Origin of the sequence: Lawsonibacter hominis (assembly GCF_014287895.1) — a bacterium.
GTDB lineage: Bacteria > Bacillota > Clostridia > Oscillospirales > Oscillospiraceae > Lawsonibacter_A > Lawsonibacter_A hominis.
The window spans coordinates 21,044-43,240 of sequence record NZ_JACOPP010000008.1; the positions used below are offsets into that span (position 1 = coordinate 21,044).

General features: G+C 64.0%; 21 protein-coding genes. 2 read left to right on the forward strand and 19 right to left on the reverse strand.

Annotated elements, in window-relative coordinates:
- Both H8S57_RS07535 and H8S57_RS07540 read left to right on the forward strand, forming a co-directional pair.
- The gene (locus H8S57_RS07535) at positions 1 to 180 is read left to right on the forward strand and encodes a hypothetical protein (RefSeq protein WP_186907474.1); all 180 of its coding nucleotides are present in this window, start codon (positions 1 to 3) and stop codon (positions 178 to 180) included.
- A gap of 114 nt (positions 181 to 294) precedes the next feature.
- On the forward strand, positions 295 to 3,978 hold the full coding sequence (locus H8S57_RS07540; protein ID WP_186907475.1) for an S-layer homology domain-containing protein: 3,684 nt from the start codon (positions 295 to 297) through the stop codon (positions 3,976 to 3,978).
- Positions 3,979 to 4,052: 74 nt separating this feature from the next.
- On the opposite strand, the gene H8S57_RS07545 is transcribed toward H8S57_RS07540, so the two are convergent.
- From H8S57_RS07545 to H8S57_RS07635, 19 genes are all read right to left on the reverse strand, one after another.
- On the reverse strand, positions 4,053 to 4,508 hold the full coding sequence (locus H8S57_RS07545; RefSeq protein ID WP_186907476.1) for a MarR family winged helix-turn-helix transcriptional regulator: 456 nt from the start codon (positions 4,506 to 4,508) through the stop codon (positions 4,053 to 4,055).
- Positions 4,509 to 4,573: 65 nt separating this feature from the next.
- Positions 4,574 to 4,999 (reverse strand): 3-hydroxyacyl-ACP dehydratase FabZ, encoded by a 426-nt coding sequence (gene fabZ / locus H8S57_RS07550; RefSeq protein ID WP_186907477.1) that lies wholly within the window; start codon positions 4,997 to 4,999, stop codon positions 4,574 to 4,576.
- Entirely contained in the window at positions 4,990 to 6,243 is a 1,254-nt protein-coding gene (gene fabF / locus H8S57_RS07555) for a beta-ketoacyl-ACP synthase II (protein WP_186907478.1), read from the reverse strand. Before fabF ends, fabZ begins: the two co-directional genes overlap by 10 nt.
- Positions 6,244 to 6,325: 82 nt before the next feature.
- Positions 6,326 to 7,069: a 3-oxoacyl-[acyl-carrier-protein] reductase gene (gene fabG / locus H8S57_RS07560; RefSeq protein WP_186907479.1), complete on the reverse strand. Its 744-nt coding sequence runs from the start codon at positions 7,067 to 7,069 to the stop codon at positions 6,326 to 6,328.
- Positions 7,060 to 8,001, reverse strand: coding sequence for an ACP S-malonyltransferase (gene fabD / locus H8S57_RS07565; RefSeq protein ID WP_186907480.1), 942 nt, complete (start codon positions 7,999 to 8,001; stop codon positions 7,060 to 7,062). Before fabD ends, fabG begins: the two co-directional genes overlap by 10 nt.
- Before the next feature lies 1 nt (position 8,002).
- The gene (locus H8S57_RS07570; RefSeq protein WP_186907481.1) at positions 8,003 to 8,938 is read right to left on the reverse strand and encodes a nitronate monooxygenase; all 936 of its coding nucleotides are present in this window, start codon (positions 8,936 to 8,938) and stop codon (positions 8,003 to 8,005) included.
- A gap of 94 nt (positions 8,939 to 9,032) precedes the next feature.
- Positions 9,033 to 9,971, reverse strand: a complete 939-nt coding sequence (locus H8S57_RS07575; RefSeq protein WP_186907482.1) for a beta-ketoacyl-ACP synthase III — start codon at positions 9,969 to 9,971, stop codon at positions 9,033 to 9,035.
- Entirely contained in the window at positions 9,968 to 10,756 is a 789-nt protein-coding gene (locus H8S57_RS07580) for an acetyl-CoA carboxylase carboxyltransferase subunit alpha (RefSeq protein WP_186907483.1), read from the reverse strand. The genes H8S57_RS07575 and H8S57_RS07580 overlap by 4 nt, the downstream gene beginning before the upstream one ends.
- Positions 10,746 to 11,636: an acetyl-CoA carboxylase, carboxyltransferase subunit beta gene (accD, locus tag H8S57_RS07585; protein ID WP_186907484.1), complete on the reverse strand. Its 891-nt coding sequence runs from the start codon at positions 11,634 to 11,636 to the stop codon at positions 10,746 to 10,748. Before accD ends, H8S57_RS07580 begins: the two co-directional genes overlap by 11 nt.
- 60 nt (positions 11,637 to 11,696) lie before the next feature.
- Positions 11,697 to 13,061 carry an acetyl-CoA carboxylase biotin carboxylase subunit gene (gene accC / locus H8S57_RS07590; RefSeq protein WP_186907485.1) on the reverse strand — a complete coding sequence of 455 codons (1,365 nt, stop codon included), beginning with the start codon at positions 13,059 to 13,061 and terminating at the stop codon, positions 11,697 to 11,699.
- Position 13,062: 1 nt separating this feature from the next.
- The gene (locus tag H8S57_RS07595; protein ID WP_186907486.1) at positions 13,063 to 13,497 is read right to left on the reverse strand and encodes an acetyl-CoA carboxylase biotin carboxyl carrier protein; all 435 of its coding nucleotides are present in this window, start codon (positions 13,495 to 13,497) and stop codon (positions 13,063 to 13,065) included.
- Between the two features lie 3 nt (positions 13,498 to 13,500).
- Entirely contained in the window at positions 13,501 to 13,728 is a 228-nt protein-coding gene (acpP, locus tag H8S57_RS07600) for an acyl carrier protein (RefSeq protein WP_186907487.1), read from the reverse strand.
- A gap of 258 nt (positions 13,729 to 13,986) precedes the next feature.
- Complete coding sequence (locus H8S57_RS07605) at positions 13,987 to 15,321, reverse strand: transglutaminase-like domain-containing protein (RefSeq protein WP_243204741.1); 1,335 nt, start codon at positions 15,319 to 15,321, stop codon at positions 13,987 to 13,989.
- A 307-nt stretch (positions 15,322 to 15,628) separates the two neighbouring features.
- The gene (locus H8S57_RS07610) at positions 15,629 to 16,414 is read right to left on the reverse strand and encodes a DAPG hydrolase family protein (protein WP_186907488.1); all 786 of its coding nucleotides are present in this window, start codon (positions 16,412 to 16,414) and stop codon (positions 15,629 to 15,631) included.
- An 82-nt stretch (positions 16,415 to 16,496) separates the two neighbouring features.
- Entirely contained in the window at positions 16,497 to 17,795 is a 1,299-nt protein-coding gene (locus H8S57_RS07615; RefSeq protein ID WP_243204743.1) for a TRAP transporter large permease, read from the reverse strand.
- Entirely contained in the window at positions 17,792 to 18,349 is a 558-nt protein-coding gene (locus tag H8S57_RS07620; RefSeq protein ID WP_186907490.1) for a TRAP transporter small permease, read from the reverse strand. Before H8S57_RS07620 ends, H8S57_RS07615 begins: the two co-directional genes overlap by 4 nt.
- Positions 18,350 to 18,420: 71 nt before the next feature.
- Positions 18,421 to 19,464 carry a TRAP transporter substrate-binding protein DctP gene (dctP, locus tag H8S57_RS07625; protein ID WP_186907491.1) on the reverse strand — a complete coding sequence of 348 codons (1,044 nt, stop codon included), beginning with the start codon at positions 19,462 to 19,464 and terminating at the stop codon, positions 18,421 to 18,423.
- Between the two features lie 97 nt (positions 19,465 to 19,561).
- The gene (locus H8S57_RS07630; protein WP_186907492.1) at positions 19,562 to 20,338 is read right to left on the reverse strand and encodes a nuclear transport factor 2 family protein; all 777 of its coding nucleotides are present in this window, start codon (positions 20,336 to 20,338) and stop codon (positions 19,562 to 19,564) included.
- Between the two features lie 15 nt (positions 20,339 to 20,353).
- Positions 20,354 to 22,060, reverse strand: coding sequence for a UGSC family (seleno)protein (locus tag H8S57_RS07635; protein WP_186907493.1), 1,707 nt, complete (start codon positions 22,058 to 22,060; stop codon positions 20,354 to 20,356).
- Positions 22,061 to 22,197 lie beyond the last annotated feature (137 nt).

Here is a 22,197-nt window from a genome sequence, read left to right on the forward strand (position 1 = left end):
TTGGCAAAAGCGATCCTTATACTCCACAATCGTTGCCGCGGCGAAGGCGCAGAAAATCGCGGTTTTACCTGCTTGACAAAAATTTTACCACATGGTATTTTTAAATTACCAAATACGGGAACGATCCGGCGCAGAATTGCTGAAGATTCAACGGCGGGACGGGTACGGCAAGGGCGCTGAGAGGTTGGTTCTCAGCGCCCTTTTTTATCGCCCGACTTCTCGTGCAGGAGGTGGAAGCAGAAGGAAAGCAGGTTGCATCAGGATGGTATCATCATTCATAAGGAGGAAGGAAGAATGACTCAAAAGACCAAGTGCTCCAAGCGCGTGCGGGGAGTGTCCCTGCTGCTGGTGCTGGCGATGCTGGCGTCCCTGCTGATGCTGCCCGCCTCCGCTGCCGAGACCGCTTCGCTGGAGGTATCCGGGAGCAGCATCTACCTGTCTGAGGAAGGACAGTCCTTTACCGCCAAGCTGACCGTTCCTGCCAGCCAGGTGAGCGGCGATGTTCAGGCCTGGGCCGAGGGCCTTACCTGGACCCTGAGCCGGGACAAGAGCGAGCAGGACCCTGCGCTCTACCCCTACTGCTACACCGGCGACGAGCTGAAGGACTGGCAGTCGTGGGGCACCAACGGTACCGACGGCGCCGGCTACTTTGAAGTGGGCGAGCCGGTTGCCGTCTCCGCCGATGGCAAGGTCACCGTCACCCTGACCTTCACCAACAACGCCTTTGTGGTGAACAAAGAGGGCGCCAACGCCCTGGGCGGGAACGGCGTATCGAACCGCAACGTGTATATGAGCTTCACCGGCGACTATGATCTGGCGGCCAGTGTTGACGGAAAAGTGCTGGCCAGCACCGTGATGGACGTCAGAATGTACGCCAGTTATCTGCATTATTACGAATCCTATGAGACACTGAAGGAGATCCAGAAACTGGCGGAAGAGAACGGCCGCTATCTGGGCATTGAGATTTACGGTGAGTCGGAAGGCGGCTATCCCCTGATTTATGCCTACCTGTCCGACAGCGAGAAATCTGTATCGGACTTTATGTCTACAAACGCGATTGCCGAGACCGATCCCGCCGCCCTGCAGGCGAAAATCAAGGAGGGCAAGCTGGGCGGCAAGGATTACCGCATCCCCTTCCTGATCAACAACGTGCACCCGGACGAAAACCCCGGCGCAGACGCTCATGTCAACCTGCTGCGCACGCTGGCCACAGAGGACACCATCAGCTACTGGACCCTCACCGGCCTGCTGGAGGGCGAGGTGGACACCTCCCTGTTTGACCCCAAGGTGGCTGCCATCGACGGCTTCACCGGCCTGGGCTCCCACCGGATCAGCGGCAGTGAGGAAACCGGCCACAATACCGGCAAAGAGGACGCCAGCGAATACTATACCATCAGCGATGAGATCGTGGTGGATGTGGACGAGATCCTGGATAACATCATCTTTGTCTGTGTCCCCAACGAGAATGCCGACGGCCGCACTTACAACTCCCGCCGCAACGGCAACGGCTTCGATCTGAACCGCGACGCATCCAACCAGACCCAGAACGAGACCTATTACCTCTACCAGGTGGTCAACAAGTGGAATCCCGTGGTCTTTGCCGAACTGCACGGCTACATGGAAGAGTACCTGATCGAGCCCTGCACGCCTCCCCATGAGCCCAATATGGAGTATGACATCCTGGTGGAGAACTTCCTGAGGGGCGCCGAGGCCTGGGGCAGGGCTTCCCTGGGCAGCATGTCCGCCGACGGCTCCTATGACTATAAGTTCCAGTCCTACTACACCCCCCTGCGCGACGACTTTACGCCCGGCGTGGGCTGGAGCGCCTGGGACGATCTGTGCACCAACTACGGCCCCAGCTATGCCATGCTCAACTGCGGCGCCATGGGCTACACGGTTGAGATCCCCTGCTCCAACGAGGCCAGCACCCGCGTTCTGGAGTACGGCCTGTACGGCATGATCGACTATGTGATGGAGCATAAGGACGACATCTACCGCAACCAGCTGGAGTTCTTCCGCCGCGGCGTGGAGAACGAGGACCACCGTGCCGACATGGAAAAGTGGTACGTGGACATGAGCAACAATACCCTGGAGAGCGACACCTGGCGCGTGCCCTACGCCGAGAACGGCAAATACTTCCCCGAGTATTACGTCATCCCCGTGGATGCCGAGAGCCAGCGCGACACTGCCGACGCCTGGGCCATGGGCGGCTTTTTGACCCGCAACGGCGTTGAGGTGCGCAGGCTGACCGCCGACGCCACCGTGGGCGGCACCACCTACAAGGCCGGGTCTCTTGTGGTGGATATGTATCAGGCCAAGCGCAACTATGCCAACACGGTGCTGTGGCAGGGCGCCGACGCCTCCAGCTCCGGCTTCCCCGACCTGTATTCCGAGTCTGTCTCCAACTTCCCCGAGATGCGCGGCTTTGACTGCGTCCCCGTCGCCACCGTGGGCGCGTTCAGCGGCAAGCTTTCCGACGTGCTCACCGACTTTGCCGGCGAGAGCCTGCTCTCCGGCTCCGGCGCGGCTGTGGTCCTGTCCAACAACGGCGCCGAGGCCGTCCGCGCCGTTAACGCCCTGCTGGACGAGGGCAAGACCGTCGGTATGATCACCGAGGGCGCGTATCAGGGCGACTTCCTGGTCAGCAACGCGGTCTTTGCCTCCGTGAAGGACGAGTTCGTCCTCACCGGCACCGCCGTCAGTGAGCTGCCCGTGGCCTATGCCATTTCGAAGCCCACCGTTTTCCTGGCCGGACGCTATGATGCGTTCTCCGGCTATCAGATCACCGAGGGCTATTATGCGCAGTGGTTCTCGGACGGCTACGGATTCATCAATTACCGCAACGTCCACCAGAACGGCACCTCCAACTACGATGTGATGGCCTATGACAAGCAGCTGGGCTTTACCATTACCGACGAGCCGGCCCAGGCGGACGTGATCGTGGGCAACGTGGCCCTGAATCAGGGAGAGAGCGGTGCGGCCGCCGTGGCCGCCGTCAAGGCGGGGGTCCCCTACATCGCCACCGGCACCAGCCCCCTGAAGTACATCCAGGAAAACCTGATCACCGATCTGGAGTATGCCAGCCTGGGCATGGAGGCCCTGCACACGGTGGAGTATCCCACCGCCAGCCTGATCACCGCCAGCCAGGTCAAGGATGCGGACAATGTCATCTATACCTACAACTGCGGCGTGATCACCTCCGTACCCGAGGGCGCGCAGGTGCTCATCAAGGCTGCCGATCAGGACGCCTTCCTTGCCGGCTGCTGCCTCAATGAGGACGGTACCCCCCTGGATGGCTATGTGGAGGCCTTCGCCATCGAGCGCTCGGGCATGGACATCACCGTCTTTGCCAACTCCACCAATAACCGCGCGCACCAGCAGGACGACTATCAGTTCGTCACCAACGCCATCTATGCCAAGAGCCTGACCGGGGCCGCCCTGACCGCGGCCGCCCTGGACCAGCCCGCGCCCAAGGGCTTCTCCGACGTGAGCGCCGGCTATTGGGCCGCAGAGGGCATCCGCTACGCGGTGGCCAACGGCCTGATGACGGGCACCTCCGCCACCACCTTCGCGCCGGCCGCTACCACCACCCGCGGCATGCTGATGACCGTGCTGGCCCGTCAGGCCGGCGAAGATACCACCGGCGGCAGCGTGTGGTACGAGAAGGGGATGGAATGGGCCAAGACCGCGGGCGTGTCCGACGGCACCAACCCCGGCGGCGCCATCACCCGCGAGCAGCTGGCCACCATGCTCTACCGCTATGCGCAGAGCAGGGGGGACGACGTGAGCATCGGCGCGGATACCAACATCCTCAGTTACAATGACGCCCAGGAGATCAGCGAGTGGGCCATTCCCGCCATGCAGTGGGCCGCGGGCGAGGGGATCATCACCGGTAAGACCGGCGGTCTGCTGGACCCCGCCGGCACCGCCTCCCGCGCCGAAATGGCCGTCATCCTCATGCGCTTCCTGGAAGCGTAAGCAGACCGGTCTCCGGAATCAAAACAGAAACAGCCGCCCGCCTTCCGATGGAAGGCGGGCGGCTGCGTTATGCGCTATTCCGCAGCGGCGGGGGGGAGGGGGATCTCGGGCATCAGTTCCGCCGAGACGATGGTGAGCATCTCCTCCAGATTGGCGGCTTCCTCGGGAGAAAAACGCTCCTGGATCCGGCCCATCACCGTGTTCAGATATCGGTAACTGATGTTGTAGTAGTCGATATACTTTTGGGTGACTTCCAGATGGTACTCGCGCTTGTCGTCGGGGGACTGGACCTTGCGGACATACCCCTTCTGGATCAGACTGTTGACCTTATAGGCGGCGTTTGGGGGCGAGATCGCCACAAAGCGGGAGAATTCGTTGATGGTGGGCTTGCCCAGGGCCATGATGATCTCCATGCAGAAGGTCTCCACCGTGGTGAGGCTGGCCTCCCGCTTCTGAAAGCGGGCGAAGACCGCCCGGTAAAAATGCAGCTTGAACTTGGTGTATACCTGGTTGAAGGCTGCCTCCAGCATATGCCACACTCCTCTGATCTGCTTCGTTCCAGCACAGTATAGCAGATTGCGGCCCATCCGGCAAGTCAGCCGACGGCAAAGGTCAGCTCCGCCTGACAGGCAAGCTTGCCCGCCACCCTGGCCTCCGCCTTGCCGAAGCCCACGCCGCCCCGCTGCTCCACCAGCGTGCAGGAGAGCTCCAGCACGTCGCCGGGGACCACCTGCCGCCGGAAGCGGCAGCGCTTTACTCCGCCGAAGAACGCCAGCTTTCCCCGGTTTTCCGGCAGAGACAGGGCGGCCACCGCGCCGGTCTGGGCCAGAGCCTCCAGAATGAGCACCCCCGGCAGGATCGGGCGGCCGGGGAAGTGCCCGGCAAAAAAGGGCTCGTCCAGGGCGACGCATTTGTACCCCCTTGCCCACACGCCGGGTTCGTAATCGGTGATGCGGTCCACCAGCAGAAAGGGCGGCCGGTGGGGCAGGATGTCCATGATCTGGACCGTGTTCAGTTCCATGCGCATCCCTCCCAGCGCCGCAGCAGCAGGCTGACGTTGTGGCCGCCGAACCCCAGCGAGTTGGACATGGCGTATTCCACCCCGGCCGCCCGTCCGGCGTTTGGCACTACGTCCAGATCGCAGGCCGGGTCGGGCTTCTGATAGTGGATGGTGGGGGGGAGGAAGCCGTCCCGCAGGGCCAGGGCGGTAAAGAGCGCCTCCACGGCGCCGGAGGCCCCCAGCAGATGGCCGGTCATGGATTTGGTGGAGCTGATGGCCAGGCGCCGGGCGTGAGGGCCGAAGGCGGCTTTGATAGCGGCGGTCTCGCAGGCGTCGTTGAGCGGGGTGGAGGTGCCGTGTGCGTTGAGATAGCCCACCTGCTCCGGAGCGATCCCGGCATCCGCCAGGGCGGCGCGCATGCAGGCGGCGGCTCCCGCTCCGCCCGGGGCGGGGGCTGTGATGTGGTGTGCGTCACAGGTGGCGCCGTATCCGACCACCTCGGCCAGGATATCGGCCCCGCGCCGCTGTGCATGGGAGAGCTCCTCCAACAGCAGGATGCCCGCCCCCTCTCCCATCACGAAGCCGGAGCGCTCCGCGTCGAAGGGGATCGAGGCACGCTCCGGGTCGGGGCAGAGGGTCAGCGCATGCATGGAGGTGAAGCCGCCGATGCCGGAGGGAGTGATAGCCGCCTCCGCTCCGCCGCAGAGCATCACCTCGGCATAGCCGTCCCGAATGTGGCGGAAGGCGTCGCCCACGGCGTTGGAGCCGCCCGCGCAGGCGGCCGCCGGACAGGCGCACATGCCCTGAAAGCCGTACCGGATGGCGATGTGCCCCGCCGCCAGATTGGTGATGGTCATGGGGATGTAGAAGGGGGAAATGCGCTCGAAGCCCTTTTCCGCGCCCTTTTGGATTTCCCGCTCCAGGGTGGACAGACCGCCGATGCCGCTGGAGACCAGCACACCGCAGCGGGCCGGGTCCTCCCGCTCCGCGTTCAGGCCGCTGGCGGTCATGGCCTCGGCGGCGGCGGCCAGGGCAAACTGGGCAAAGCGGTCCAGCTTGCGGACGTCCCGTTTGTCGATGCAGTCTTCGGGGACAAAATGCTTGACCTCGGCGGCCAGGCGGACCTTCTGTCCGCCGGCGTCATACAGGGTGATGGGGGCCACGCCGCATACGCCGGCACGGGCGGCGGCCCAGCTCTCCGGGGCATTGCGGCCGATGGGGGTCAGCGCCCCCGCGCCGGTGATCACGACCCGTCGTTTTTCCATAGTCAATCTCCTTTTCAGACGGCTCCCCGGCGGCCTGCCGAAGAGCCTGTCGGCTGCGCGCCCAAGGCGCGCGGCGTGTGCCTTAAACGGCCATGCCACCGTCCACGCAGAGGACCTGCCCGGTGATGTAGGCCGCCTCGTCGCTGGCCAGAAAGGCCACGGCCCTGGCTACGTCCTCTGCCGCGCCCATACGGCCCATGGGAATGGAGGCGAGCAGGGCGGCCCGGGCCACTTCGGGCAGCGCGGCGGTCATATCTGTGTCGATCAGGCCGGGGGCCACCAGATTGACCGTGACGTTCCGGCTGGCCAGCTCCTTTGCAAGCGATTTGCCCAGGCCGATGAGGCCCGCCTTGCTGGCGGCGTAGTTGGTCTGGCCGGGGTTGCCCCGCAGCCCCACCACGCTGCTGACCGCCACGATGCGGCCGCAGCGCTGCTTTACCATGGGGCGGCAGGCGGCCTTCATGCAGAGGAAGGCGCCCTTCAGGTTGGTGTTTATCACCGTGTCGAAGTCCTCCTCCCGCAGGCGCAGCATCAGCTCGTCCCGGGCCACTCCGGCGTTGCAGACCAGAATGTCCAACCGGCCGAAGCGCTCCAGCACCGCCTGCAGCATAGCCTGACAGGCGGCGGAGCTGGCCACGTCGGCCTGAAGGGCGAAGGCCTGCGCGCCCACGGCGCGGCATGCCTGGACCGTTTGTTCGGCGGCGCCGGCGCTGCCGGAATAGTTGACGGCCACGCTGGCCCCCTGCCGGGCCAGCTCCAGACAGATGGCCCGCCCGATGCCGCGGCTGCCGCCGGTGACCAGCGCGGTTTTCCCGGTTAAACGCATGTGGATGCTCCTTTCAGGGCGGCCACCGCCGCCTCCAGTTCGTCCGCCGTCTCCACCGCCAGCGTGCGGATGGAGGGGGCGGCCTTTTTCACAAAGCCGGAGAGGACCCGGCCGGGGCCGATCTCCAGGACGGTGTCCACCCCCAGCGCCTCCAGACGGCGGATGGTGTCCTCCAGGTAGACGCTGCTCTGCACCTGCCGCTCCAGCAGGTCGGGAATGCTTTGGCCGGGGCGGAGACAGTCGCCGGTACAATTGAAGAGCACCGGAAACGCCATGGGGCCGAAGCGGAGGGAGCGAAACCGTTCCCGCAGCGCGTCCCCCGCGGGGGCCATCAGGGAGGTGTGAAATGCGCCCGAGACCCGCAGCGGCTGGCAGCGCCTGGCTCCGGCCTGCAGGGCCAGCACGCAGGCCCGTTCCACCGCCGCCGCGTCCCCGCCGATGACCAACTGGCCGGGACAGTTGTAGTTGGCGATGGATACCGTGCCGCAGGCCTGGGCCGCCGCGCAGACCTGCTGCAGAGCGGAACGGTCCAGCTTGAGCACGGCCGCCATGGTCCCCGGGCGGCCCCGGGCCGCCTGCTCCATGGCCCGGCCCCGGAAGCGGACCAGACCGATGGCGGTCTGGGCGTCAAACACCCCGGCGGCGTGGAGGGCGGAATATTCGCCCAGACTCAGGCCCGCGGCGTAATCCGGACGGATGCCCCTCTCCCGGAGCAGAGCGGTCATCCCCGCGGCAAAGGCCACCATGCAGGGCTGGGTGTGCTGGGTCTGCCCCAGCCGTTCCTCCGGCCCGAAAAAGCACAGCTCCTTTAACGCAAGGTCTGCCGGAGCGGCGTCGAATACCGCCCGGAACGCGGGGTAGGCCGCATACAGGTCGGCCCCCATGCCCGCGTGCTGGCTGCCCTGGCCGGCGTAGAGAAAAGCCAGCTTCATCTCAGCGCACCTCCTGCTCCAGCGCGGACAGCCGCTCCCGGCAGCCGTGCCACAGGTCTTCGAAAATGGCGCGCAGGGGGCGGATCTCCCGGAGCATGCCCGCCACCTGCCCCGCCATGAGGCTGCCGGTGCGGGTGTCCCCGTCGAAGACCGCCCGGCGCAGGCTGCCCAGCGTGAACCGCTCCAGCTCTTCCGTGCCGGCGCCGGCCTTTTCCCGGGCCAGATAGTCCCGTGCCATCTGGTTTTTCAAAAGACGCACGGGCGTGCCCCCAATGCGCCCGGTCACGGTGGTGGAGCTGTCCCGGGCCTTGAGCAGGGCCTGCTTGTAGTTGGCGTGGATAGGGCACTCCGCGCTGACCAGCAGGCAGGTGCCCAGCTGAGCGCCGCAGGCGCCCAGGGCGAAGGCGGCCAGCAGCTGGCGGGCGTCCGCAATGCCGCCGGCGGCCACCACGGGGATGGACACCGCGTCGCACACCTGGGGCACCAGGGCCATGGTGGCGGCCTCGCCTACGTGGCCGCCGGACTCGGTGCCCTCGGCAATGACGCCGTCCGCCCCGGCCCGCTCCACCAGCTTGGCCAGCGCCACCGCCGCCACCACGGGGAAGACCTTGGCCCCGGCCTGCTTCCACAGGGGAAGGTAGGGGGCGGGGTTGCCCGCCCCGGTGGTGATGAAGCCTACGTGCTCCTCCGCGGCGATCTGGGCCATGGCCCCGGCCTGGGGGTGCATGAGCATGATGTTCACGCCGAAGGGCTGGTCGGTCAGGCGGCGGCAGAGGCGGATCTGCGCCCGAAAGGCGTCGGCGTCCATGCCGCCCCCGCCGATCAGGCCCATACCGCCGGCGTTGGAGACGGCGGCGGCGAAGGGGGCGGTGGCGATGTTGGCCATGCCGCCCTGGATCAGGGGAAATTCCGTCCCCAAAAGTTCGTTTAAGTTCATTGTCAGCCTCACAAGAATACGCGCGCAGACACGCGCGGAATAGCGCCGGGGCGGCCCGCGGCATAAGACGAACGGCCCCCGAAAAGCCGCCGCTTTAGAGCGTCAGCAGGACCCCGCCCCAGGTGAGCCCCGCGCCGAAGCCCGCGCAGATCACCTTCTGCCCGGTGCGCAGCAGGCCCGTCCGGTCCATCTCGTCCAGGGCGATGGGGATGCTGGCCGCGGAGGTGTTGCCGTAGCGGTCCATGTTCTGATAAAACCGCTCCAGCGGAAGGCCCAGCCGCCGGGCGGCGGCGGAGACGATGCGGGCGTTGGCCTGGTGGGGCACAAACCAGTCAATCTCCTCCCCACGCAGGGCGGACTGCTCCAGCAGGGTGCGCACGCAGCGGGGCAGGGCCTCCACGGCGAAGCGGAACACAGCCTGGCCGTCCATGTGGATGACGGGGTGCGCCGGTCCGGGGCCTTCGATCCACAGCGGGGCCGCGTCGCCCCGGCTGCCCAGGGTGCAGGCGTAGGGGACCTGATCCAGGGTGACCACCGCCGCCCCGGCTCCGTCGCCGAAAAGGACGCAGGTGTTCCGGTCGGTGAAGTCCGTAATGCGGCTGAGCTGCTCGGCCCCGATGACCAGCGCGTAGGGGCGCGCGTCCTGCAGCAGCAGCCCCCGGGCCGCCTGCAGCGCGTAAATAAAGCCGGTGCAGCCCGCGCTCAGGTCAAAGCAGGCCAGTTCCTCCGGCAGGCCCAGCCGCTGCTGGACCAGGCAGGAGACCGAGGGGGAGGCGTAGTCGGGCGTGACGGTGGCGGTGATACAGGCGCACAGCTGTCCGGGGTCCGCTCCGGCCCGCTCCAGCGCCAGCCGGGCAGCGTCCGCGGCCAGGGAGGCCGCCGTCTCCTCCCCGCAGCAGAAGCGCCGCTCCCGGATGCCGGTGCGGGAGGCGATCCAGGCGTCGCTGGTATCCACCCGGCGGGAGAGCGCGTCATTGGTGACGATCTGCCGGGGCAGCGCCCGGCCGGTCGCGCAGATGCGAAGGCCCTTCATGATCCGATCCTCCGGAATGTTTCATAGCGCCGGGCGGCGAAATGCCCTTCCCGCTCCACCTGACGCAGGTGCCGGGAGAGGGCGCGGTCCACCGTGGCAAACGCGGCGGCCGGGTCCAGATGGGCGCCCCCCTCGGGTTCGGGGAGGATCTCGTGGATCACGCCCAGCGACAAAAGGTCGGCAGCCGTGAGCTTCATTACCTCGGCGGCCTCTCCGCTGCGCCCGGCGTCCTTCCACAGGATGGAGGCAAAGCCCTCCGGCGAGAGGACGGAGTAGACCGCGTTTTCCAGCATCAGTACCCGGTTGGCCACGGCGAGGGCCAGCGCGCCGCCGCTGCCCCCCTCCCCGGTAATGACGCAGAGGACCGGCACCTCCAGCGTGGAGAGCAGGGACAGGCAGGAGGCGATGGCCTCCCCCTGGCCCCGGGCCTCGGCCTCCAGGCCGGGGTAAGCTCCGGGAGTATCCACAAAGGTGATGACCGGCCGTCCGAATTTTTCCGCCTGGCGGAAGAGCCGCTGGGCCTTCCGGTAGCCCTCCGGGCCGGGCATGCCGAAGTTGCATTTCAGGTTTTCGCTCAGGTCGCGGCCCTTGCGGTGGCCCACTACCGTGACGGGACGGCCGTGGTACAGGGCCACGCCGCCCAAAATGCTGGCGTCCTCCCGGCACTGCCGGTCGCCCCGGCATTCAAAAAAGTCGGTGAACAGCGCGGCGATGTAGTCCGCCGTGCCGGGCCGCCCCGCATGGCGGGCCAGCGCGACCCGCTGCGCGGGCGTTTTATCCGCCATGGGCGCGCGCCTCCTTTCCATGCAGGCGCAGCAGCCGGGCAAGGGCCGCCCGCAGCTGGGCGCGGGGGACGATCTGGTCCAAAAAGCCGTGCTCCTGCAGGTATTCCGAGCGCTGGAAGCCCTCGGGCAGGGTCTGACCGATGGTCTGCTGGATTACCCGGGGACCGGCAAAACCGATCAGCGCCCCCGGCTCGGCCAGGGTGTAGTCCCCCAGGGAGGCAAAGGAGGCGGTCACGCCGCCGGTGGTGGGGTGGGTGAGGATGGAAATGTACAGCCCGCCCGCCTGAGAAAACCGGGCCAGGGCCGCGGAGGTCTTGGCCATCTGCATCAGGGACACGATGCCCTCCTGCATCCGGGCCCCGCCGCTGGCGGAGCAGATGATGAGGGGGCGGCGGGTGCGCCCGGCGTACTCGACGGCGCGGGTAAGCTTTTCCCCCACCGCCGCGCCCATGCTGCCCATCAGAAACTGACTGTCCAGCACGGCGGCCACCACGCTGCGGCCGTCGATCATTCCGCGGGCGGTGACCAGCGCCTCCGCAAGGCCGGTGGAGCGGCGGGCGGCGCGGAGCTTCTCCTCATAACCGGGAAAGTCCAGAGGATTGGCGGCGGTCAGCTTTTCGTCCAGCTCCCGGAAGCTGTGGGAATCCAGCAGCAGGCTCAAACGCAGATAGGCCCCGATGGGGTGGTGGTACCCGCAGGCGGGGCAGACGTACAGCGAGCGGACCAGCGCGCTCTTGGGCGTGACCCCGCCGCAGGCGGGACATTTGCCGAACACCGCCTTGGAGGGCTTGCGGCGGGGCACGTCCCGCTCCCTGCCCTCCCGCCGCTGCTTGAGCTGGATCAGACGGGCGCGGCGCTGGCTGAAATTGGGTTGTTCCATGGGTTACCTCCAAACGGACTGCAAAACAGCGGCAGTTCAACGGTGCCGCCTGGGCGGGGCTTATCCGCACGCCCAGGCCAGCAGTTCGTCCATGTGCTGTTCCAGAAAGCCGGTATCGTAAGTTCCCTTCACAAACTCCGGGTGGTAGAGGATCAGGTGGGCCAGGTCGGCAGTGGTGGGGTAGCCCTCAATGATCAGCTCCTCCAGCGCCCGGCGCATCCGGCGGATGCACTCCAGCCGGGTGGGGGCGTGGACGATGAGCTTGGCCGCCAGGGAGTCGTAATAGGGGGGCAGGTCATAACCGGGGAAGAGGGCGGTGTCCACCCGCACGCCGGGACCGCCGGGCAGGTGGAGGAACGCGGTGCGCCCCGGCGCGGGCGCAAAGTTCCGGCGGGGGTCCTCGGCGTTGATGCGGCACTCCATGGCGTGGCCGGAGGGCCTGAGCTGCTCCTGGGTCACGCTCAGCGGCAGCCCCGCGGCGATGCGCAGCTGCTCCCGCACCAGGTCCACGCCCGTGACGGCCTCGGTCACCGGGTGCTCCACCTGGATGCGGGTATTCATCTCGATAAAATAAAAATGACCCGTCCGGTCCAGGACGAACTCCACCGTCCCGGCGCTGCGGTAGCCGGCGGCCCGGGCGGCGGCCACGGCGGCCGCGCCCATGCTTCCGCGCAGGGCCTCGTCCAGCGCACGGGAGGGGGACTCCTCGATGAGTTTTTGATTTTTTCGCTGGATGGAACAGTCCCGCTCCCCCAGATGCACCACATTTCCGTGGGCGTCGGCCAGGATCTGGAACTCGATGTGCCGGGGCGCCTGGATCAGCTTTTCCACATACAGCGCGCCGTCGCCGAAGCAGGCCTCGGCCTCGCCCCGGGCGGCGGCAAAGAGCGCGTCCATCTGCTCCGGGGAATCCACCCGCCGCATCCCGCGGCCGCCCCCTCCGGCAGAGGCCTTTACCAGCACGGGATAACCCACTGCGGCGGCGGCCGCGGCGGCCTGCGCGGCGTCAGCCACCGGCCCGTCCGAACCGGGGACGACCGGCACGCCGCTCTGCCGCATCAGCGTCCGCGCGGCGGCCTTGCTGCCCATCTGACGGATCACATCCCCGGGCGGGCCGATAAAGCACAGGTCGCACTTGGCGCAGAGGTCGGCAAACTCCGGGTTCTCCGACAGAAAGCCGTAGCCCGGGTGGATCGCGTCGCAGCCGGTCTCCAGGGCTGCGGTGAGGAGGGCGGACAGGTTCAGATAGCTCTCCGCAGCGCGGGGCGGGCCCACGCACACCGACTGAGTGGCCAGCTGTACGTGCAGCGCCCCGGCGTCGGCGGTGGAATGGACGGCCACCGTCTCGATGTCCAGTTCCCGGCAGGCCCGGATGATCCGTACCGCGATTTCGCCCCGGTTGGCGATGAGTACCCGCCGGAACATCTCAAAGCTCCCGGACGCGGAACAGGGGGGCGCCGAACTCCGCCAGCTCCCCGTCCTTCCGCAGGACTTCCTCAATGACGCAATCAAAGGGCGCGGGCACCTGGCTCATCATCTTCATGGCCTCCAGCACGCATACGGTCCCGCCCTTGCGCACGGAGGCGCCCACCGGGGCGAAGGGAGCCTCCCCCGGCGCCGGGGCGGCATAAAAGGTGCCCACCAGCGGGGCGGTGATCAGGCAGCCGGGGAGCTCCGGCGCCGGAGCGGGCGCATGAAGCTGGGCCTGCAGCGGAGCAGAGGACGCGGGCGCGGCGGAAGCGGGGCCTGCGCCGGCGCTCTTTTCCAGCTTGACGCGCCCTCCTTCCAGCGCTACCTCCAGCCCGGTCAGGGGGGAGGCGGCAAAACGCTCCATCAGGGTGAACACTTGCTGCATGTCCATGGCTTACTCCTGGTGGGCCTCCAGATAACGGACAATATCGCCCACGGTCTTCACATTTTTCAGCTCCTCGTCGGGGATGGACACGCCCAGGGCCTCCTCGATGGCCATGTTCAGCTCCACGGCGTCCAGGGAGTCCGCCTCCAGGTCTTCCGCCAGGTCCGCCTCGGGGGTGACGGCCTCCAGATCGCAGCTCAGCGTCTCCGCGATGATATTACGTATCTGCTCAAACATAGGGAAAAGCTCCTTTCTTGTTTTGAAAACCAGTTCTAGAAATATAAATTATTTTAATTAAAATTATTTAACTAAAATAATTTAAGCGATATTGTAGCAGGTTTCCGGGAAATGTCAAGTAAAATTTTGGCGCGAAAAAACGCGGCCATGCAATCTGCATGGCCGCGTAAGCGTGCCTCCAAGGGGAAAAAGCCGCATTGGGGCGCCCGCTGCGGGGCGTTCCCGCGGGGAAACGATGGATCGGGCGGGACCGTCTGGTCACAGCAGTTCAAACGACAGCAGCTCCTGGGTACACTCGCGCTCCGGGTCGTCCAGGCCGCGTCCGTCTACCATCAATTCCCCCCGCTGATTGTCATAGGGGTCCTGCCGCCAGCCGGGCATGGGCGGGGTGAGGGGGGCGTAAAACTCGCTGTTGGCCACCATCCGCCAGGGGTCCAGATTGCCGAAATAGTGCCGGCGGCGCTGCACCTGGCCCTGACGGCGGGCGGAGGAGCCGTAGGAGCAGTCGGCCCACAGCCAGCCGTGGGGGGCGATAAAGAACATGGCCCAGTCGTGGGGGCCGACGGAGTCGGGGCGGACCGCAAGGCCGCTCTGCCACCGGGCGGGGATGCCCACGATGCGGCACAGGGTGATGAACAGCAGAGCGAACACGCCGCAGTCCCCCCGCAGTTCCCGGGCGCAGGTGTCGGCAATGTCGTCCAGCTGCAGGTAGGCGGGCTGATAGCGGTAGTCGACATAGCCCGTTACATAGTCGTAGAGGGACCTGGCCTTTTCAACAGGAGAGGACAGGCCGTCCGTCAGGCGCTCGGCCAGCGCGCGCAGGTAGGGGGTAAAGACCACATGGGGCCACTGCTCCTCCAGGTCGAAGGAAGGCTGGACCCGGCTGGGACGGATGGTCAGGGGGTCGATGTAAACCGCCCGGTGGAGATACCGGTAGGTGACCGTAAAGGCGTCCCGTCCGCGGCTCTTCCACCAGATCGTACGCTGCGGCGCGTCCTCCGGGGCGCACACCCCGCCGGGTGTGGCGTCCAGGATCTGGATCTCGCTCTGCTGGGGACAGGCGGCGGGAATGGGCAGCCACGCCTGGACCTCCCGTCCCGCCGGATCGGTCCGGGCACGGATACCGGCGCGCAGCGTGATGCGCGCGGTAAGGGCGCCCGCATCGCGCAGCCGCTCCAGCGTCAGCTCCCGCTCCGTCTGGTCCGTGTGCTCCTGGTGCAGGCCGGGGGCCTGGGCGGGGTAGAGGCGCAAAGACTCCAAAAACCGCTCGTGATAGTGGGGAACGGAGCCGATCATACGCCAGTCAATGCGCCCGGCATCCACCAACCCGTCAAATTGTTCCTCGGAGCAGCCGGGCCATTCGGCACGGATCATGGTCAGGGCCTGGGCACGGTCGTAGGGGTAGTCGCGGGGCAGACGTTCCAACCGCAGCCGTTCTACCATCAGGCGTTCCGCCAGCTCGGGCTGCCCGGCGGCGGACAGACGCAGGTCGATCAGACGTTTGGCCCCCTCCAGGTCACCCATGGCCTTCCGGCGGGCAATATCGGGGGGCAGGGCATCGGTCAGATGAACAAAGGCCTCGTTTTTCATCATGGGGCAGACCTCCCTTCCTTAGCCCTAGCATAGCACAAACGGGAGAATCTGCCAAGAGAAACCGCGGAAAAAGGGGAGGAAACGGTCGGAGGCTTATGGGGCCTCTTGCTCCGAAGAAGGTCCGCGGGGAGGAACGGCAGGAGCGGGAACAGGGCAGGGCGCAGCCGGTCCGGCGCGCCCCCCCTCAGCCGTAAAGCGCAGGCCATAGCCGGTCGGCGTCAGTACAGCAGCACGCTCTTTTTCAAAAAGGAAGAACAGAGGGCATTCCTGGAGAGATGCCAGGACGGGCGGGCCATGGCTCTGACGGCTACCGCTCTGTCCCGCCGAATTCAGGATAGAGCCGCGGCAGTAAATAGGCCAGGGTAGCCATCTCATGGGCACAATGATTGGCAAGGCCGTACGCACGTTCTTCTGAAATACGCTCCCCTGCTTTTAGGAGAACGACAGGTTTACCGTTGAGAAAATGGAGCCCTACCCAAAAGCGGGAGCGGTACTCAATTCCCTCCGGCGTCTTCCGGACATAATGCATAACGACAACAGGAAGCGGCCGGTCAGCGGGGGAACCGTCGGCCGGTTTGATCAGGCCGTTGGAGCCTCGGATAAGAACGATGTCGTCTTGCTGTGCCACGCGCCGGAGATCAAACCCAAAGAGCGCCGGATTCATCCGCCCCACAAAATAGAAATCCTCCAGACCCATGCCTACATTTTCCTGGGCCCAGGAAGGGCCCACACGGATGTGGCTTCCGGGGCACCAAAGCTTATAGCGCAGATCTTCCTGCTCGTGCCAAGGCCCCCACCAGTTATTTGCCTGAGGGGTCACGCCGGGCATTTTGGTCAGTGCTGCGGCATACCCCACCCCGTTGGGCAGTACGCAGTAACCGCTCTCGCGGGGCAGGTAACCCGGCTCCAAAAGTGCGTCCACCTGGTCGGGCAGCAAGGCGTCGGCGGGATCCATCGGCGCGCCCCAGACGATCTGGGCCATGGTTTCCGGTGCGGGAGACTTGGCCCCTTCATAGTAGTATTTGGAATACGGCTTGCGTGTCTCGGCGTCGCTCAAGGGGGGAAGCTGAAGGGGGGGCGGCAGAACGAACATAATAACACATCCTTTTTCAGTCCGTATGGATAGGGCCGGGCGGCAGCCGTTCCGGCCGCCGCCCGGCCCTTATAAGCGCGAGCTAGGACATTAGACTGGGCAGAAGCAGAGAAAGCTGGGGGATATACATGACCAAAACCGTGGCCGCAAAGGTAGCGATGACATAGGGCCAGATACCCTTCATCAATGTGATCAGCGGTACTTCCTTTACTCTGGCCCCGATGACGAACAGACAGATGCCGACGGGCGGAGTAATGGAGCCCAGCGCCACGCACATGGTAGACAGAATGCCGAACCAGACCAGGTCGAACCCGAGCGCGGAGACCGCAGGCGCAAACAGTGGAATGGTAAGCATCATGATGACAGGGGTGTCGATAAAGCAGCCCAGAACCAGATAGATGATTACGATGACCCATATGATGGCCATGGGGGGGAGCGCCAGGCCGGTGACCCAGGAGGAGAGCATGGCGGGGAGCTTGGACAGCCCCATGAAAGCATTAAACAGCTGAATGCCGATAAACATGAAGAACAGGCCGGAGGCCTGTACGGCGCTCTCCTTTAACGTCTGCAGGATCTTTTTTCCTCCGGCGCGGTGCTTGCAGATCACGATAATAAGGCAGACGATAACACTGATGCCGGCCGCCTCATTCACCGTGGTAATGCCGCCCCAGATGCACACCATGATAAAGACGACCAAAAGAAGGATCGGCCAAGCGGCTTTTAAGGAACGAAGCTTTTCCGTCAGAGTCGTCTTCTCTGCGCGCGGGGCCCAAGCGGGTCTGAGTTTGACCAAAACGGCCGTGGTGATACACAGCAGGAGGGTCAAAAGGATTCCAGGCAGCCATCCGGCCATAAAGAGCTTGCCAACGGAGGTCTGGGCCAGGATGCCGTAAATGATGATCGGCGTACTGGGCGGAATCAGAATCGCGAGAGGGCCGGCGGCGGCAATGGAACACAGACCCAGCTTGGGCTCATAGCCATACCGCTTCATTTCAGGCCATGCGACTTGACTCATGACCATTGCCGTCGCTTGCCCGGAACCACAGATAGCTCCAAAAATCGCACTGGCCACAGTGCTTGTGATGGCCAAGCCGCCGGGCAGGCGCCCAAACCACTTGCGGGCAGCACCGTATGCGTCCGTAGTCAGTGCTCCCATTACCGCAAAATCACCCATCAGCATAAACATGGGCAAGACTGCGAGGGAGTAAGACATGGCGGTTGTAACCGGAATCGTCTGCAGATAAGTCAGACCGCCGCCAAATCCCAAGATCATGACCACGCCGATAAAGCCGGAAATAAAGAAGGAGAAGGCGAGGTTTACGCCGGCAAACATCAAAATGAGCATCAATAAGATACCCACGATACCGGCGATCGTCGTCATTTGCACGTCTCAGTTCCCTCCTCTCCGGTAACGCCGGCATTACGCGTGCTATTCCAGCAGATGAAATCGTGCAGGTCGGTTATGACTAGGATCAGCAGCTCTAAGGCAATAAGAACATATCCGACCAGAGCGATCGCATAAAAGGGGCCGTAAGGGATCTTGAGCACAGGCGTTCCCACACTGGAACGGGCCAGCTGCTTTGCGGAGGAGAGCGCCAGCTGCCAGATCAACAGACCGCTCATTCCGCAGCAAAGTGCATTTCCAACAGCGGTCACCAGAAGCTGGATACGGGGCGAAAGCCGCTCCACGATGACCGGAACCGCGATACAGCGGCGCAGCTTGATGGCCAGGGCCAGGCCGGTATACACAAAAATCGACATGGAAACCTCAATAATCTCTTGGGCGCCCGTTAAAGGATGGTGGAAAAAATAGCGGCCGATTACATCCACAAAGCTGACCGATGCCATAAAGAAGAGGACCGCTGCGGAGATCCAGGCAAACAGATTGCTAACCATATGTACGGCCTTTGCCGCCATAATCAACATTTTTTTCATAGCATGTCTCCTAAATGGGGCCCCGGCCGTTCGGATATGAATGGCCGAGGCCCATATCGGCATGTCGGGACTTATTTAAGGTTGTATTCGCAGCGCTCGATGACCCGTTCGGTCAGATCCATGATTGCAGTACCGTCGTGACCGGCGGAGTTCAGGCCTGTCACAAATTGTTCACGCAGGGGCGCCACAGCGTCCTGCAGCTCCTGCTGGAACTCCGGCGTAATGGAGTACAGCTCCATACCGCCTGCCACGCAGGCCTCGATGCCGTCGGAATAGGTCTGCTGTACTTTGTTGATGACACGGTAACGCTGCTCTTCGCAGGCTTCCATGAGCGAGAGCTTCAGACTGTCCGGAAGGCTGTTGTACGCATCCTCGTTCATAGCCAAAAACAGCAGGCCGCCATGGACGGGGTATTCCATGATGTAGTCCAAGACGTCATACAGCGCATTGACCTGCATCAGATGGGGGCTGGTCATGGCCCCGTCAACAATGCCGCGGTCCAGGGACAGGTACACGTCGGACATCGGCATTGCCACAGCAGAAGAGCCGAAAGACTCAAGCATATCCACCGCGATACCGGAGACCGCCCGCAGCTTTAACCCATTGAAAGAGCCCATGCTCTCGATTTTGCTGTTCTTGACCGCCAGCATCTGCATATCGGTCGGCGCGAACATCAGCGGAACCGTCTCGTTGTTAAACTCGTCCAGATAGCCTTCATAGTAGAGAGAATAAATAATTTCACTGACCGTGCTGGGGTTGGAGGCAAGGAAGGGGACCTGTACGATATCCGCCACAGGGAACTCGCCGGCCGTCTGGGCCGCGGCATTAAAGTACATCTCAACCGTCCCGTTTCGCGTCATCGCCAGGGCGTCTGCGGCAGTACCAAGGCTGCTCATATCATAGAGGGTAATCTGAATGCGGCCGCCGGTTTTTTCTTCCACAAGGGCAGGGAAATCCTCCATAAAGGGCTGGTCGGCATTCATAATGCTCAGCTTGAATTCGTAAATCTGACCGTCATCTGCAGCGGTACTGCCGCCCGATTCGCCGCCGCCGCTGCATGCGGCTAAGGAAAAGATCATTCCCAGCGCAAGGACTAAACTCAGAATCTTTTTCATATTGTTCTCCTTTCCAATCATCCGTCGCGTTTTCTATTGTACGTCAAGTCGAAGGGACCGTCTATACCCGTATTTCCCACACAGGCATATTTGGCGCTCACAGGTCCGCCGAGGGGTTGTTTTCAATGACGCCGGGCTTTTTGCCATGGGCAAATTCAAACTTGCTGGTGGCGGTGTCGCCGGGGAAATACTCGTCCTTAAATTCCCCCATGGCCCAGTCCATCATGGTACCCGTATAGGTCTCGTAGGGCTTGGGATTGACCGGGAAAGGCTCCCGCGCGGTGAGCGTGTCGTAGGGGTGGAAGAACGTGATGGGCTCCGTCTGGAACTGATGCCGTTTCGGGGGGCCGGTCATGATGTCCTGCCAGCAGTCGGTCCAGCTCTTGTAGTAATCGCAGCGGAAGGTGCGCCACCACTTCATATGCCAGATCTTCCAGGCACCGTTTTCCTTGATGAAATCCACGCTATAGCTGCCCCAGCACCAGAAACCGTGCGGGACGCGCTGCGCGTCGACCTGAGTCTCGAAGCCCGGGGAGTGCCAGGTGCCCTTTGCGGTCTGACCGTCTCCCGCCACCTCGATGACCGGGGTGGCCAGGGTGTGGATGAACATGGTGCCCACCGGCTCCTCCTTCATGACGGTGCCGAACAGATACTGGACCGCCTCGGCGCCCACCCAGACGCCCCAGTCGGATACCTCCATGGATACGTCCGGCATGGTCAGCGCAAAGCAGTCGATTGGGGTGCGCCACATCGTCAGGGGATTGTGTACCACCTCGTAGCGGCCCATGATCTTCTGGATCTCGTTGACCGCCTGAAGACGCTCCAGCTCCCTTTGGCAGGATTGGAGCAGCGCTTCCATTTCCTTGTGTTCCAATGCGTTCCCTCCTTGTTAGTAATCCAGATAGCGCGGGACGATGTCCCGATAACGCGCCACTAAACTGTCCCAGTTTTTTGGCAGCTCCACTTTGGTGCAGGATGGGCCGCCGTGATCGCCGCCGCCGGTGACCGCCACGCCCCACTGGGCGCCCGCCACCACGATGAACATGTGCGCATCGTTCCAAAACCGCCGGGCGGAGTAGCTGCCGTCCAGGGGCGTCTCCACCGGAATGCCTCCGTCCTTGCGGGGCTCATGGTTGCTCTCCACCAGCCAGCGCAGGTTCCACTCGTCGGCGGGGACGCGGTTGTATTCCACCACATAATCCAGAATGCGCTGCTTGGTCCAGCCCGCCTGGGCAAACATGGCGGCAATCTCGGGGGAGAGAATAAACACCCCGCCGGTCCACCAGCCGAAGGCCTTGACCTGGCACATGCTCTTGAGGAAGCTCTCCGGCGTGAACGCTCCGCCCAGACCGCCTCCGCCCAGCGTCTGCACATCGGCCGGCCAGAACATGGTAACGGTGGAGTCCTCCGCCGTAAAGCCGTACCGGGTCTGGAGCGGTTCCCAGGGGCTCTGCGCTTCGTTTTCCGCGATGCATACGCCGCCGCGCCCCACCGTGCCCATGGCGGACATGTCCTCCATCCCCTGGCGCACACCGCCGATATTCATGGTGATGTAGGCCAGCGCCCGCGGGATGGCGGTGTTGGGCTTGTAATAGGGGCTGAGGACGGCCCGGCCGCTGTGAAGGTGGATGTCCTTTGCGACCCTGCCGTTGACAAAGGTGAACGGCATCCAGTTGGCGTTGGAGCAGGTCCAGCCGCACAGCTGGATGTTGGGCGCCAGCATGCCCCGGACGGCCGCAAGAATGACCGGCAGATAAGTGGGCAGACACCCGGCCATGACCGCATTGACGGCCACCTTTTCCACCGTGGCGATGCCGTTCATGGGGGGAATCGTTCCCAGAACCGTGTCGGGGGACAGATCGGTGCCGGTCAGCATCTCATCCACGGCCTCACGGGTGGGAGGGACGATCGGCAGGCCGGTGGTCCAGCCCAGCTTGTAGAATTGGTCGTTGACCTCCTGAAGGGTACCGGTAAAGGTATAGCTGGAATAATCCCGGGCCCGGGTCGGGCGGGCCTCCTCCTCGGTGAGCGGGGCCGTCAGCGCGGCGGCAATTTGGTCGGTCACCCGGCGTACCTCAGGGCGGACGACCCGCTCGAGCAGCGCGTCGTCGATGACCTTCTCGCCCGACAGATCGCCAAAGGACATCTCTACCAGCCGCAGGCCGGGCACCCCCTGGGAGGCGGCGCCCCGTTTGGAGGAATTTTGAAAGGACCGGCAGAGAAGGTCTACCGTGGGTTTGCCCTGTTTTTCAAAGAAAGCGGCGTTTTTTGCCAAAAACAGGGAACAAGACCCGGCGTCGCCGTAGGCAGTGATGACGGCGTCAACCCCGGAGGCCCATGCTGCGGCCTGCGCCGCATATGCGTCGTCCTGGATCAGCTCGGTAATCTCCTTGAGGTATTGAAAATGAGTAAAGGTCACGCCGGAAAAACGTGCCGAAAGCTCCCGGGCGACCTCATCCAGGATCTTGATGGCGTGTCCCTTGAAGTGGGCGTACAGGCCGATGGTTTTTCCCGCCAGAGTGTCCAACCGGGGCGAGAGCCCGCGGGGCTGCCGGGATTCGGCTGCGGCCCAGGGGCTGAGAACTGTGTATTCCAAGCGCAGGCACTTCCTTCCATACCAAATGGGATAGACAAAATCACTATCCTTGTGATTGGATTATAGGGCTGAGTTATCAAAAACGACAACCACCCGTTTGGGTAGTAACTTTCCAGTAACTTTCGCAAAGTAAAACG

Bases quoted from the DNA above. Each gene is read 5' to 3' on its own strand.
- H8S57_RS07540 (WP_186907475.1), top strand. From the start codon at position 295: ATGACTCAAAAGACCAAGTGCTCCAAGCGCGTGCGGGGAGTGTCCCTG.
- H8S57_RS07545 (WP_186907476.1), bottom strand. From the start codon at position 4,508: ATGCTGGAGGCAGCCTTCAACCAGGTATACACCAAGTTCAAGCTGCAT.
- fabZ (WP_186907477.1), bottom strand. From the start codon at position 4,999: ATGGAACTGAACACGGTCCAGATCATGGACATCCTGCCCCACCGGCCG.
- fabF (WP_186907478.1), bottom strand. From the start codon at position 6,243: ATGGAAAAACGACGGGTCGTGATCACCGGCGCGGGGGCGCTGACCCCC.
- fabG (WP_186907479.1), bottom strand. From the start codon at position 7,069: ATGCGTTTAACCGGGAAAACCGCGCTGGTCACCGGCGGCAGCCGCGGC.
- fabD (WP_186907480.1), bottom strand. From the start codon at position 8,001: ATGAAGCTGGCTTTTCTCTACGCCGGCCAGGGCAGCCAGCACGCGGGC.
- H8S57_RS07570 (WP_186907481.1), bottom strand. From the start codon at position 8,938: ATGAACTTAAACGAACTTTTGGGGACGGAATTTCCCCTGATCCAGGGC.
- H8S57_RS07575 (WP_186907482.1), bottom strand. From the start codon at position 9,971: ATGAAGGGCCTTCGCATCTGCGCGACCGGCCGGGCGCTGCCCCGGCAG.
- H8S57_RS07580 (WP_186907483.1), bottom strand. From the start codon at position 10,756: ATGGCGGATAAAACGCCCGCGCAGCGGGTCGCGCTGGCCCGCCATGCG.
- accD (WP_186907484.1), bottom strand. From the start codon at position 11,636: ATGGAACAACCCAATTTCAGCCAGCGCCGCGCCCGTCTGATCCAGCTC.
- accC (WP_186907485.1), bottom strand. From the start codon at position 13,061: ATGTTCCGGCGGGTACTCATCGCCAACCGGGGCGAAATCGCGGTACGG.
- H8S57_RS07595 (WP_186907486.1), bottom strand. From the start codon at position 13,497: ATGGACATGCAGCAAGTGTTCACCCTGATGGAGCGTTTTGCCGCCTCC.
- acpP (WP_186907487.1), bottom strand. From the start codon at position 13,728: ATGTTTGAGCAGATACGTAATATCATCGCGGAGACGCTGAGCTGCGAT.
- H8S57_RS07605 (WP_243204741.1), bottom strand. From the start codon at position 15,321: ATGATGAAAAACGAGGCCTTTGTTCATCTGACCGATGCCCTGCCCCCC.
- H8S57_RS07610 (WP_186907488.1), bottom strand. From the start codon at position 16,414: ATGTTCGTTCTGCCGCCCCCCCTTCAGCTTCCCCCCTTGAGCGACGCC.
- H8S57_RS07615 (WP_243204743.1), bottom strand. From the start codon at position 17,795: ATGACGACGATCGCCGGTATCGTGGGTATCTTATTGATGCTCATTTTG.
- H8S57_RS07620 (WP_186907490.1), bottom strand. From the start codon at position 18,349: ATGAAAAAAATGTTGATTATGGCGGCAAAGGCCGTACATATGGTTAGC.
- dctP (WP_186907491.1), bottom strand. From the start codon at position 19,464: ATGAAAAAGATTCTGAGTTTAGTCCTTGCGCTGGGAATGATCTTTTCC.